This is a genomic window from Rhizobium esperanzae (assembly GCF_002204185.1).
Taxonomy (GTDB): domain Bacteria; phylum Pseudomonadota; class Alphaproteobacteria; order Rhizobiales; family Rhizobiaceae; genus Rhizobium; species Rhizobium esperanzae.
This window is the reverse complement of record NZ_MXPU01000017.1, coordinates 16,792-29,409: the sequence shown is the minus strand read 5'-3', so window position 1 is coordinate 29,409 and position 12,618 is coordinate 16,792. Positions and strand designations below refer to the sequence as shown.

General features: G+C 61.7%; 13 protein-coding genes. 8 read left to right on the top strand and 5 right to left on the bottom strand.

From position 1 onward, the window contains the following. Positions 1–61: 61 nt before the first annotated feature. Positions 62–826: a hypothetical protein gene (locus tag B5E41_RS22855; RefSeq protein WP_088396174.1), complete on the bottom strand. Its 765-nt coding sequence runs from the start codon at positions 824–826 to the stop codon at positions 62–64. Between the two features lie 178 nt (positions 827–1,004). Between B5E41_RS22855 and B5E41_RS22850 the strand changes: the two genes are divergently transcribed. From B5E41_RS22850 to B5E41_RS22820, 7 genes are all read left to right on the top strand, one after another. After that, complete coding sequence (locus B5E41_RS22850; protein ID WP_088396246.1) at positions 1,005–1,913, top strand: LysR family transcriptional regulator; 909 nt, start codon at positions 1,005–1,007, stop codon at positions 1,911–1,913. A 119-nt stretch (positions 1,914–2,032) separates the two neighbouring features. Then, complete coding sequence (locus B5E41_RS22845) at positions 2,033–3,193, top strand: ABC transporter substrate-binding protein (RefSeq protein WP_088396173.1); 1,161 nt, start codon at positions 2,033–2,035, stop codon at positions 3,191–3,193. Between the two features lie 217 nt (positions 3,194–3,410). Next, complete coding sequence (locus B5E41_RS22840; protein WP_088396172.1) at positions 3,411–4,397, top strand: ABC transporter ATP-binding protein; 987 nt, start codon at positions 3,411–3,413, stop codon at positions 4,395–4,397. Next, positions 4,394–5,356 carry an ABC transporter permease gene (locus B5E41_RS22835; RefSeq protein WP_088396171.1) on the top strand — a complete coding sequence of 321 codons (963 nt, stop codon included), beginning with the start codon at positions 4,394–4,396 and terminating at the stop codon, positions 5,354–5,356. Before B5E41_RS22840 ends, B5E41_RS22835 begins: the two co-directional genes overlap by 4 nt. Continuing rightward, positions 5,346–6,158, top strand: coding sequence for an ABC transporter permease (locus tag B5E41_RS22830; RefSeq protein WP_088396170.1), 813 nt, complete (start codon positions 5,346–5,348; stop codon positions 6,156–6,158). The genes B5E41_RS22835 and B5E41_RS22830 overlap by 11 nt, the downstream gene beginning before the upstream one ends. 13 nt (positions 6,159–6,171) lie before the next feature. Continuing rightward, complete coding sequence (locus tag B5E41_RS22825) at positions 6,172–7,599, top strand: gamma-aminobutyraldehyde dehydrogenase (protein ID WP_088396169.1); 1,428 nt, start codon at positions 6,172–6,174, stop codon at positions 7,597–7,599. 118 nt (positions 7,600–7,717) lie between these two features. Beyond that, positions 7,718–7,891, top strand: coding sequence for a DUF1328 domain-containing protein (locus tag B5E41_RS22820; RefSeq protein ID WP_004678026.1), 174 nt, complete (start codon positions 7,718–7,720; stop codon positions 7,889–7,891). Between the two features lie 85 nt (positions 7,892–7,976). Here the strand turns inward: B5E41_RS22820 and B5E41_RS22815 are convergent, their stop codons facing one another. The 3 genes from B5E41_RS22815 to tal form a co-directional block, all read right to left on the bottom strand. After that, positions 7,977–8,420: a DoxX family protein gene (locus tag B5E41_RS22815; RefSeq protein WP_088396168.1), complete on the bottom strand. Its 444-nt coding sequence runs from the start codon at positions 8,418–8,420 to the stop codon at positions 7,977–7,979. 107 nt (positions 8,421–8,527) lie between these two features. Continuing rightward, a complete protein-coding gene (locus B5E41_RS22810; RefSeq protein ID WP_088396167.1) occupies positions 8,528–9,202 on the bottom strand; it encodes a DUF1345 domain-containing protein in 675 nt (224 codons plus the stop codon). Between the two features lie 92 nt (positions 9,203–9,294). After that, positions 9,295–10,260, bottom strand: coding sequence for a transaldolase (gene tal, locus B5E41_RS22805; protein ID WP_088396166.1), 966 nt, complete (start codon positions 10,258–10,260; stop codon positions 9,295–9,297). Positions 10,261–10,682: 422 nt separating this feature from the next. On the opposite strand from tal, the gene B5E41_RS22800 reads away from it, so the two are divergent. Continuing rightward, positions 10,683–11,666: a sugar-binding transcriptional regulator gene (locus B5E41_RS22800; RefSeq protein WP_088396165.1), complete on the top strand. Its 984-nt coding sequence runs from the start codon at positions 10,683–10,685 to the stop codon at positions 11,664–11,666. A 64-nt stretch (positions 11,667–11,730) separates the two neighbouring features. Here B5E41_RS22800 and B5E41_RS22795 read toward each other — a convergent pair whose 3' ends face one another. Further along, the gene (locus tag B5E41_RS22795) at positions 11,731–12,603 is read right to left on the bottom strand and encodes a methylated-DNA--[protein]-cysteine S-methyltransferase (protein ID WP_088396164.1); all 873 of its coding nucleotides are present in this window, start codon (positions 12,601–12,603) and stop codon (positions 11,731–11,733) included. Positions 12,604–12,618 lie beyond the last annotated feature (15 nt).

The following is a 12,618-nucleotide window of genomic DNA, read 5'->3' as shown; positions in this document are numbered from 1 at the left end:
AGAACGTGAGAAAAACGAAGCGGAGTGCCGGCCGGCGCTCCGCTTTTTTCATGCCGGCAATTCAGCGGGTCTCGGCGCCTTCCGCCGGTGGCTCTTCGGCCGGAGCCTCCGCTACCACATCGGCACTCACGCCTTCTTTGGCTGGGGCAGGTTCATGAGCGGGCGCGGTTTCGCTTTCGGCCGCCGGCGCTGCGCCGTGCGCGCCGCCCGCAGCCTTCGTTTCCTTGCCCTTTTCGCCGTTCTTCGTCGAGCCCACGGCGACCGGGTCGACGCAATCCTCAGGATCCTTGAATGCGCTGCTGATCGTGGCGATTTCGTCGAGAGGCAACTCTATCCGCTCGCCGAAGAACAGTCCGTTTTCGCTGGCCTTGCCGTCATAGTAGCGCGCCGTATAGGGCTTGTCGTCGAGGCCGGGAACGGCCTTGTCGGGATGCGGGATATAGACGACGTCGGCGCCGATCGCCCGGCCGCGAATGTCGGAGCGGAGGGTCGGACCGTTCTCGTCGAGCACCACCACCTGCACCAGATCCGGCTTCTGCGCGGCATAAACGGCCTGGGCGACCCGAAGCGCAGTCTTGACGCGTGTCATCCCGTCGGTCGGTTCGGTCTTGATGTATTTGCGCACCCAGACGTGATCCTGCTTCCGGATCGTCACCAGGTTGACGTCGCTGCATTCGAGCCCGTAGCCGCCACCGGCCACACCCATCAGTCTGTCCTTGCCGACATAGACGGCCGCACCGCCGGAAACGCCCGCCAGAAGCGCGACTCCGCCGATGATCATTGCCAATTTCCGGGAAGGCCGGAACATGCGCAGTAAGGCCTTCACGCCAACTGCTCCGCCATCTCAAACTCCAACGCAGGACAGGTGCCGAGAATGCTAGGGAAATGACGTTTCCGAAAGTTTAAGTGAACAAGCCAAGCCCGCCCCATTTTGAAAAAGTCCAAAAAAGGTCCGCCTTTTTCAACCGCTTGCCACGGCGCATCCCGCCATGCTCTATACGCCCATGGCCTTCACGCTCCGCCAGATCCAATATTTCGTGGCCGTCGCCGAACAAGGTTCGGTGACACGCGCCGCACAGAACCTGTCGATCTCGCAATCCTCGGTGACGGAAGCGCTGAAAGAGCTGGAAACCGATCTTGGCGTCGAACTCTTCGAGCGCCACCCGCGCGGCCTGACGATCACCCACAACGGACATCAGTTCCTCCGTCACGCGACCAAGATTCTCGCCTCCGTCTCCGATGCGCGAACCAGCTTCGCGGGCCAGCAGAGTGCTCTCTCCGGCACCTTGAACATCGGCGTCACCTCGCTTGTCGCCGGCTACGTTCTCTCCGATCTGCTGGCGCGATACCGGCGCGCCTGTCCGGGCATCGAGGTCAGTGCCATCGAGGACAATGGCGGCTACCTCGAACATCTCCTGGTCGGCGGCGAACTCGATGTGGCGGTGATGGTGATATCCAATCTGCGCGACCGCATGGCGCTGCAGGCGGAAATCCTCGAAACCTCGCCCTATCGCCTCTGGCTGCCGATGGGTCACCCGCTGGTGTCGGCCGATATCATCTCCGTCGCCGATATCGCCCGCGAACCGCTGATCATGCTGACGGTCGACGAGATCGAGGAGAACACCGGCAAACTGCTCTCCGCACTCGGTGCCCGCCCGCATGTCGCCTTCCGCACCCGTTCGGTGGAAGCGGTGCGCAGCCTGGTGGCCACGGGCGCCGGCGTGGCGCTGCTTCCCGATCTCGTCTACCGGCCGTGGTCACTCGAAGGCGACCGCATCGAGAGCCGCGATGTCTCCGGGTCGCTGCCGGTCGTCCAGGTGGGCATGGTCTGGCGCAAGGGCTCCAGCCTGCCGCAGGCGGCGCGCGATTTCGTCGGCATTGCCGAAACCATGCGGTCCGGCCGGCTTCGCTGATATCGGAATTTCCGATATCGCCTTTCTGATAAATGAATTTGCGAAACCGGGCTTTTCGCGTCACCTTTTCAGCCGGGAACAAATTGCCACAGAAGTGGCACCAAACCGGGAGACGGATGATGACGAATCTCTTGAAATCTTGCACGGCAGCGATCGCCTGCCTGAGCTTCGCGACACAGGGGGGCGCCGCCGAACCGCTGAAGGCGCTCGGCAAGGGCGAGGGTGCAGTCAGCATCGTCGCCTGGGCCGGCTACATCGAACGCGGTGAAACCGACAAGAACTACGACTGGGTCACCGGCTTCGAAAAGGAGACCGGCTGCAAGGTTTCCGTCAAGACTGCCGCCACGTCCGATGAAATGGTGTCGCTGATGAACGAGGGCGGTTTCGATCTCGTCACCGCATCCGGCGACGCATCGCTCCGCCTCATCGCCGGCAAGCGCGTCCAGCCGATCAATACCGATCTGATTCCGAGTTTCAAAAATGTCGACAAGCGCCTGCAGGACGGCCCGTGGTACACGGTCGGCGGCGTGCATTACGGCGTGCCCTATCTCTGGGGACCGAACGTGCTGATGTACAATACCGATGCCTTCAAGGACAAGGCGCCGACCAGTTGGGGCGTCGTCTTCGAGGAGCAGACCCTGCCGGACGGCAAGTCAAACAAGGGCCGCGTCCAGGCCTATGACGGCGCGATCTATATCGCCGATGCGGCCATGTATCTGATGGCCCACAAGCCGGATCTCGGCATCAAAGACCCGTACGAACTCACCGAAGACCAGTACAAGGCGGCCCTCGATCTGTTGCGCGGCCAGCGCAAGCTCGTCTCGCGCTACTGGCACGACGCGATGATCCAGATCGACGACTTCAAGAACGAAGGCGTCGTTGCCTCCGGCTCCTGGCCCTTCCAGGTGAACCTGCTGCAGGCCGACAAGCAGAAGATCGCCTCCACCTTCCCGGATGAAGGCGTCACCGGCTGGGCCGACACGACAATGCTGCACGCCGACAGCGAACACCCGAACTGCGCCTATATGTGGATGGAACATTCGCTGCAGGCCAAGGTCCAGGGCGATGCCGCCGCCTGGTTCGGCGCCGTTCCCTCGGTTCCCACCGCCTGCAAGGGCAACGAGCTGATGGGCGATACCGGCTGCGCCACCAACGGCTTCGATCACTTCGACAAGATCAAGTTCTGGAAAACCCCGGTCGCCAAATGCGCCACTCAAAGCGAATGTGTGCCCTATCATCGCTGGGTATCGGATTACATCGGCGTGATCGGCGGGCGGTGAGCCGACTCGCCCTGGAGGGTAAAATCCCCTCCCCAACCCCTCCCTACAAGGGGGAGGGGCTTAAGAGGCAGCGCCTAACCAGGCCGCATCCTGCAGTAATGTGTATCCTGGAGCGCGGCAGGTTAAACCCCTCCCCTTTGTGGGGAGGGGTTGGGGCGGGGTCTTCATCAACCAAAACCGAAGCCCTCTCAAAACATTGCAAGACCGGAGCGCTCCAATGACGTCAGCCGTCCGTTTCCAGCAGGTATCGCGCCATTTCGGCCAGGTGCGCGCCGTCGACGGAGTCGATCTCGAGATCGCGCCGGGCGAGTTCTTCGCCATGCTCGGGCCGTCCGGTTCCGGCAAGACGACATGCCTCAGATTGATAGCCGGTTTCGAACAGCCGACATCAGGCCACATCCAGATCTTCGGCGACACGGCCGACGGCGTTCCGCCATACCGCCGCAACGTCAACACCGTATTCCAGGATTATGCACTCTTCCCGCATCTGAACATTCTCGACAACGTCGCTTATGGGCTGATGGTCAAGGGCGTCGGCAGGGCGGAGCGGATGAAGGCGGCGGGCGATGCCCTCGAGCTCGTCAAACTGCCGGGTTATGGCGGCCGCCGCCCCAGCCAGCTCTCCGGCGGCCAGCGGCAGCGCGTGGCGCTCGCCCGCGCCCTCGTCAATAAGCCGAAAGTGCTGCTGCTCGACGAGCCGCTCGGTGCGCTGGACCTGAAGCTGCGTGAGCAGATGCAGGAGGAGTTGAAGAGCCTGCAGCGCGCGCTCGGCATCACCTTTGTCTTCGTCACCCATGATCAGGGCGAAGCGCTGTCGATGGCCGATCGCGTCGCGGTCTTCAACAATGGCAATATCGTCCAGCACGGCACGCCGCAGGATATCTATCGCTGCCCGAAGACCCGCTTCGTCGCCGACTTTGTCGGCTCGTCCAATGTGATCGCGCCTGATCTGATGGCCGCGCTCGGCGGCGAGAAACGCTGGGCGAGCCTGCGCCCCGAAGCGATCCGGCTGACAAGCGACGGCATCGAGGCGAAGGTCGAGCATGCGAGCTTCCTCGGCGCCGCGACCCGTCTCAGCGTTGACCTCAGGGGCAGCCGGCTGCATGTCACGCTGCCGGCAGGCGCGCCCGTGCCGGATGTCGGCGCCGGCGTCCGCCTTGCCTGGCAGCCCGCCGATATCCACTACATGGACGATGCGGCATGACGGCACTCATCATCTCCGACGGCAAGACATCGATCCTTCCGGGACGCAGCGGCGTCTTCGGCCGGCTGTCGGATGCCTTCTGGCGGCACCCGAAGCTCTTACTCTTTCTGATGCTGACACCGCCCCTGCTCTGGCTCGGCATCATCTATATCGGCTCGCTGGTCGCCCTGCTTCTGCAGAGTTTCTTCTCGATCGACGATTTTTCCGGACTGGTGAACTACGAATTCACCCTTGCGACCTACGCCCAGCTTCTGAGCCCGACGAATTTCGACATCATCATCCGCACTGTCGTCATGGCCGCGCTCGTCACCATCGCTTCTGCATTGATCGCCTTCCCGATCGCCTACTACGCGGCGCGTTATGCGCAGGGCAAATGGAAAGTGCTGTTCTATCTCGGCGTCATGCTGCCACTCTGGTCAAGCTATCTCGTCAAGATCTACGCCTGGAAGCTGATCCTCGCCAAGGAAGGCATCCTGACCTGGATTTTCGAACAGCTCCATCTCTCCTGGCTTCTCCAGGGCGTCCTGAACCTGCCCGTCGTCGGCGGCAATTCGCTTTCAGTCAGCTACCTCGGCACCTTCATCGTCTTCGTCTACATCTGGCTGCCCTACATGATCCTGCCGACGCAGGCGGCCCTCGAGCGTGTGCCCGGCAACCTCATCGAGGCCTCGGCGGATCTCGGCGCCACCCCGCGCCAGACCTTCCGCACCGTGCTGCTGCCCCTGGCGCTCCCGGGCATCGTCGCCGGTTCGATTTTCACTTTTTCGCTGACACTCGGCGATTACATCATCCCGCAGATCATCGGCTCTTCCAGGCTCTTCATCGGCCAGGCGGTCTATGCGCAGCAGGGAACCGCCGGCAATGTGCCGCTGGCGGCCGCCTTCTCGGTCGTGCCGATCGTCATCATGGCGCTTTATCTGTCGCTCGCCAAAAGACTGGGGGCCTTCGATGCGCTCTGACCTCAAGACATCGCCGCTGCCCCTGAAGATTGCCGCCGCAGGCGGGCTGTTCTTCCTGCACCTGCCGATCCTGCTGATCTTCGTCTATGCCTTCACAACGGAGGAGAAGAGCTATCAATGGCCGCCGCCCGGCCTGACACTGCAATGGTTCACCGTTGCCTGGAACCGGCCTGATGTCTGGTCGGCGCTCGGCCTCTCCGTGCAGGTCGCCGTCATCGCCACCGCGATCGCGCTGGTTCTCGGCACGCTCTGCGCGGCCGCCGTCAGCCAGACGAAATTCTTCGGCCGCGAGGCGATTTCGCTGCTGGTCATCCTGCCGATCGCACTTCCCGGCATCATCACCGGCATTGCGCTGCGCTCCGCCTTCAGTCTCTTCGACATCCCGTTCTCGGTCTGGACCATCGTGCTCGGCCACGCCACCTTCTGCGTGGTGGTCGTTTACAACAATGCGGTCGCACGCTTCCGCCGCACCTCCGGCTCGCTGATCGAGGCCTCGATGGATCTCGGCGCCGACGGCTTCCAGACCTTCCGTCATGTCATCCTGCCCAATATCGGCACCGCCCTGCTTGCCGGCGGCATGCTCGCTTTTGCCCTTTCCTTCGACGAGGTCATCGTCACCACCTTCACCGGCGGCCAGCAATCGACCCTGCCGATCTGGATGCTCGAAGAGCTTATCCGCCCGCGCCAGCGCCCCGTCACCAATGTGGTCGCCATGGTCGTGGTGCTCGTCACCTTCCTGCCGATCCTGGCAGCCTATTACCTCACCCGCGATGGCGACCAGATCGCCGGCGCCGGCAAATAACAGGGAGAACATCATGGATACGCAAATGCTGATCGGTTCCCGCTTCGAAAAAGGCACGGAGACGGAAGAGCACATCCTGAACCCGAAGACCGGCGAGACGGTCACCGACCTTCCCGAAGCCTCGCTATCTCAGGTCGACGCCGCTGTCGATGCCGCCGAAAAAGCCTTCAAGAGCTGGTCGCAGACGACACCCGCCGAACGCTCGAGTTACCTGCTGAGGATCGCCGACGCTATCGAGAAGGATGCCGCCGCTTTCGCCGCGCTGGAAGCGCTGAACTGCGGCAAGCCGATCAATTCAGTGCTGAACGATGAAATCCCGGCGATCGTCGATTGTTACCGCTTCTTCGCGGGGGCAGTGCGCAACCTGCACGGACCGGCCGCCGGCGAATACCTGCCCGGCCACACCTCGATGATCCGCCGTGATCCAATCGGCATCGTCGGCTCGATCGCGCCGTGGAACTATCCGTTGATGATGATGGCCTGGAAATTGGCGCCGGCAATCGCCGGCGGCAATACCGTCGTCTTCAAGCCTTCGGAGCAGACGCCGCTGACGGCGCTGAAGATGGCGAAACTGCTCTCCGACATCCTTCCCGAAGGCGTCGTCAACGTCATCCTCGGCCGCGGCGAAAGCGTCGGCAATGCGCTGATCAACCACGCCAAGGTCAACATGGTCTCGATAACAGGCGATGTCGCCACCGGCAAGAAGGTGCTGCAGGCCGCCGCCAAGACCGTCAAGCGCACTCATCTGGAACTCGGCGGCAAGGCTCCGGTCATCGTCTTCGACGACGCCGATATCGATGCCGTCGTCGCCGGCATCCGCACCTTCGGCTATTACAATGCCGGTCAGGACTGCACCGCGGCCTGCCGCATCTATGCCGACGCCAAGGTCTACGACAATTTCGTTGCCGATCTCTCTTCGGCCGTCGCCAGCATCCGCTTCAACCAGGCCGACGATACCGAAAACGAGATCGGTCCGCTGATCTCCAGGCGCCAACGTGACCGCGTCGAAAGCTTCGTCGCCCGCGCTTCCGAGCACAAGCACATGGAAATCACCACCGGCGGCAAGGTCTCCGGCGACAAGGGCTTCTTCTTCACCCCGACCGTCATATCAGGTGCCCTGCAGGACGACGAGATCGTCCGCCGTGAGGTCTTCGGCCCGGTCGTCTCGGTCACCCGCTTCTCTGAAGTAGATGACGCCATCGCCTGGGCGAACGACAGCGATTACGGCCTCGCCTCCTCGGTCTGGACCAGGGATATCGGCCGCGGCATGAAGACCGCCGCCCGCCTGCAATATGGCTGCACCTGGATCAACACCCATTTCATGCTGGTCAACGAGATGCCGCATGGCGGCCTCAAACAGTCGGGCTACGGCAAGGACATGTCGGTCTATGCGCTGGAAGATTATACCGCCGTGCGTCACGTGATGATCAATCATGGCTGACCGTTAAACCGGCAGGATTTAGAACGCCGACAGCAGATAACGCCGTCCAATTTCGCGCGACGTGGAACAATTTCCCGGTTGCCGCGTCTTTTCAGACAAACGCAAAGGATGATGTGTCATGCTGAAATGGGCTCTGATATTCTTCGTTATTTCGATCATCGCCGGCTTCTTCGGCTTCTCCGGCGTTTCCGCCGCCACCGCGACCATCGCCCGCGTGCTCTTCGGTATCGCGCTGGTGATCTTCCTGATCTTCCTGGTTCTGGCGCTGATGGCCGGCCAGGCGGTCTTGTAAGCGAGCGCCGCACTAGCCGAAGCAATTCCGCGGCTCGGGAAAGCCGCGGAGTGTTTATGGCGCGCAAAAGCTTCGAACCAATTGGCTACATTATCGCCCTCAGCCAGGGATGAAGGCTGCTAGCCCGGCTTTTCAGCAGATTGTCCACCGATATCGCACCCGCTCCGGAAGCGGCGAGGACGAACATGCCGCCGGCAATCGCCAAGTCCTTCTCGAAATGCAAGAGTTCATTTTGGCTGGCAAAGTTCGTATGAAAGAGAAAGGCGGTCGCAAGGCAGAAGAGCGCCAGCGCCGTGGCACCCAGCCGACCGAGGAACCCCGCCGCGACGGAAATGCCGGCGCCGATTTGAAGAGCAATGGTGGCGAAGGCTACCGGCGCCGACAGCCCTAATTTCGCGAAGGTGTCGATGGTCGTCGCGAGATCTGCCGCAAGAGACGAGCCTTCGTGCAGAAAAATCAGCGCCAGCAGCAGCCTGCCCAGAAGCAGCACGAGGTCGGCTGGTCGAAACCGGCTTGCGATGCTTTTCATCATACCCTCCGCTTTGCAGAGCAGGTGGACCGGTGTGGCCCCTGCGTTGATATCCGTCGTCTCCTGGATGCCATCGGCTAGACCTCCCGGTCGCCGGCTACGGCGCATTATAGCAGGCTTGCGCCGACATTAATCGCCAGCGCCAGGATCGTCGTGTTGAACAGGAACGACAGCACGGCATGCAGCAGTGTTAGCTTGCGCATGCTGGTCGAACTGACCGCGACATCCGCGGTCTGCGCGGCAACGCCGATGGTGAAGGAGAAATAGAGGAAGTCCCAATAGCCGGGCTCTTCGATTCCGTCGGGAAATTTGAGGCCGCTTCCTTCGTCCGCCCCGCCATAAAAGTAATGGGCATAGTGGATGGTGAAAAGCGTATGCAGAAAAATCCAGGAAATCAGGATCGTCAGCACCGCGGCACCCGCCCGCGTCAGCGCGACGTCAGGTGGTGCCTCCTTGATCGAATGAAGCTCGGTGCCGATGCCGGCAATGCTCGCAAGCGCAGCACCGATCGAAAGGGCCAGCAAAACGGTATCGGAAAAATCGAGATCGGCGGAGCGTTTCCGGATCGTTTCGACCGTCGCCCGCAGCATCTTGCGCCAGCTGAGCGCGACAAAAACAATGGCGCTGACATTCCAGCCGAACAGGATATTGCCGGCGCTGACCTCCCGCGAGGTCAGAAACAGGAAGACCACCAGTCCGGCAACAGCGGCAATGATGAAGCTTGCGTGCTTGCGGGCAAGTGCAAGTGCCACAAGCGAACTTGCCGGTTCCTCATCCGCCATATCGGTCTCCGACAGCATATGTCATTGATAAGAGCATGAAAAAGGCGCGGTTGCCAGCCGGCATCCGCGCCTTCGATTGTTGGCGTGCTCTATCAGGCGGCAGCGAGCTGCAGTTCCTTCTGCACCATGGTGCGCAGCGTCGACAGGTCCTTGGCGAAGGCGCGGATGCCTTCCGCGAGCTTTTCCGTCGCCATCGCATCTTCGTTCATCATCCAGCGGAAGGTCTTTTCGTCGACGGAGACCTTTGCATCGGGCTTGCGGCTTTCCGGCGAGAGCTTCCGCTCCAGTTTGCCGCTATCCTTGGAAAGTTCGTCGAGCAGCGCCGGGCTGATGGTCAGCCGGTCGCAGCCGGCAAGGGCTTCAATTTCGCCGGCGTTGCGGAAGGAGGCGCCCATGACGATCGTCTTGATATCGTTCGCCTTGTAGTAATTGTAGATCTCGCGGACGGAGATGACGCCCGGATCTTCCTCGGCAGTGTAGTCCTTACCGGTCGACTTCTTGTACCAGTCGAGGATGCGGCCGACGAAGGGCGAGATCAGGAACACCTTGGCGTCGGCGCAAGCAATCGCCTGGGCCTTGCTGAACAGAAGCGTCAGATTGCAGTCGATGCCTTCCTTCTGCAGCACTTCCGCGGCGCGGATGCCTTCCCAGGTGGAAGCGAGCTTGATGAGGATGCGGTCCCGATCGATGCCGCGGTCCTTGTAGGCGGCGATGATCGAACGTGCCTTGGCAAGCGAAGCCTCGGTATCGAAGGAGAGATCGGCGTCGACCTCGGTCGAGACGCGGCCTGGGACGAGCTTCACCAGCGCGGCGCCGACGGAGATGGCGAGGCGATCGGCGACAGCCGAGGAAACGGATTCCGGATTGCCGCCCTGCTTCTTGCCCCAGACGACGGCTTCCTTGATGGCGTCGGCAAACATCGGCGTGCCGAGCGCCTTCAGCACGATGCTCGGGTTCGTCGTGCAATCGACCGGCTTCAGGCGCGCGACGGCTTCGATGTCACCGGTATCGGCGACGACGGTGGTGATCTCGCGAAGTTGGTCAAGCTTGGATGTCATGGTCAATAATCCTTGTTTGAACTTGGGCTGCGGGCCGGCGCGTTCAGCCCGGCAAAGGTGATCTAGGGACAGACCGCCTGCATTCAGTGAACAACAGACGCATCCGTCACGGATGATTCATAAACGTGAAGCACACTGGCCATGTTCCTGATGCAGTCGAACGGCTCCTCGAACGCAAGCGGTGCCGCCTGCGGCTCGGAGAGCGATCGTGACTTTCGGCATGCCCGCACTATGTCCTCCTCGGACGGAACAGAGACGACTTCGTGTCGCGAGGACTATCGCCGTTCGCGCAAGGAAAAGTCAAGGACATTTGTGCATTCTGATTGACATAAGTGTCACACCCGTCATTATCCCGGCGACAAGCGCACAGGCGCAGCCTTTCGTCCCACCAGGGATTTAGGCGAAATCCTGCGGGAGGAGACGTGGTCAAGCTCAAACGCGGCACCCATACCGCCTATTCCGAGGCATCCTCGCTGCGGCTGAGGGCCGCATGGCTCTATTACAATGAAGGCCTGACCCAGAAAGACGTCGCCGAACAGCTCGGCATCAGCCGGACGACGGTGATCCGCCTGCTCGACGAGTCGATGAAACGCAGCGAAGTCCAGATCTGGATCAACGATTCGATCGGCGATTGCGTCGAGCTTTCGGTCAAGCTGGAGCGGGCCTATGGCCTCGACGAGGCGATCGTCGTGCCTGCGCCGGTTCATTGCGATGTCGATTCGCTGGCAAAAAACGTCGGTCTGGCGCTTGGCCAGTTCCTCTCCGAAGCCATTCCCGACGACTATACGATCGGTGTCGGCTGGGGCCGCACCATGACCGCTTCGCTGGCAAGCTTCCGGCCGCCACGCCGCGCCAATTGTAAGGTCGTCTCGCTGCTCGGCGGTATCGTTGCCGTGCACCAGACGAATCCGATCGATTACACCTGGCGGCTGGCAAATCAGCTCGGCGCCGAATGCTACATGTTCCTGGCGCCGCTTCTCGTCGATTCCATCGAAACCAAACGCAACCTGATCGACAAATGCGGGCTCGACACGATCTACCGTCTCGCCGAGAACCTCGATCTCGCGATCGTCAGCTGCGGTGATATCGGGCCGCACTCGACCTCTCTATCGGAAGGCTGGATATCAAAGGCCGAGCTGCAGGAACTGATCAATGCCGGCTGCGTCTGCGACACCATGTTCAACTTCCTCGACAAGGACGGCAATTCGGTCGATCACTCGATCAACCGGCGCGTGATGTCCGTCGACCTCGATATGTTGAAAGAGGCCAAGCACATCGTGCTTTCCTCCGGCGGCGCCCACCGGGCCACCGCCATCCGCGCCACGATCAAGCGCATCGGCTGCAACACCCTGATCACCGATGAAGGTGCCGCGCAAGCATTGCTTGATCTGGCCGAACAGGCCTGAAGCGCGCCGTGATCTTTCAGATTGGCTTGTCGTGCCTCATGCCGTGCTTTTTGCACGGCATGCCTTACGCATGCGCCGATTCCCAGCCGAGCATCGCCCGTTTGCGGGTGAGGCCCCAGTGGTAGCCCGTCAGCGCACCGTTCTTGCCAAGCGCCCGGTGGCAAGGCACCACGAAGGAGATCGGATTTGCCCCGACCGCAGCGCCCACGGCGCGCTGCGCCGTCGGCCGGCCGATATCATTGGCGATGTCGGAATAGGTGACCGCCTTGCCGAACGGTATCTTCATGAGGCTCTGCCAGACACGCACCTGAAAGTCCGTGCCGATCAGCACGACGCGGAGCGGCTGCTCGGACGACCATTTTCCGGGTTGGAAGATGCGGGCGGCATAGGGCATCGTCGCCTGCAGGTCTTCGATGTATTCGGCATTCGGCCAGCGGCAGGTCATGTCCTCGAGGCAAGCCCGTTCACCGCCGGAATCGCTGAAGGCAAGGCCGGCAAGACCGCGATCGGTCACCATGATCAGCGCCACGCCGAAGGGGCAGATGTGAAAGCCGTAGCGGATGGTGAGGCCGCCGCCTTTTGCCTTCCATTCGCCGGGTGACATCGCCTCATGGGTCACGAAAAGGTCGTGCAGGCGGCTCGGCCCGGAGAGGCCGACTTCGATCGACGTCTCGAGCAACGGCATGTCTTCCTTGCGCAGCAGCCGCTTGGCGTGGTCGAGCGTCACCGCCTGAAGGAAACCTTTCGGCGAGAGGCCAGCCCAGCGGGTGAAGGTCTTCTGCAGCTGCGTCGGCGACTGGTTGAGCCTAGCGGCGATCGCCTCCAGCGACGGCTGGTCGCGATAATCTTCGGTGATGAGTTCGATGACCCGACGGACGATATCGTAATCAGGGCCGTCAGGCGTGATGTCGGTCTGCTGGTTCGCGATCATATCCATGGTCTTTCTCCTTGT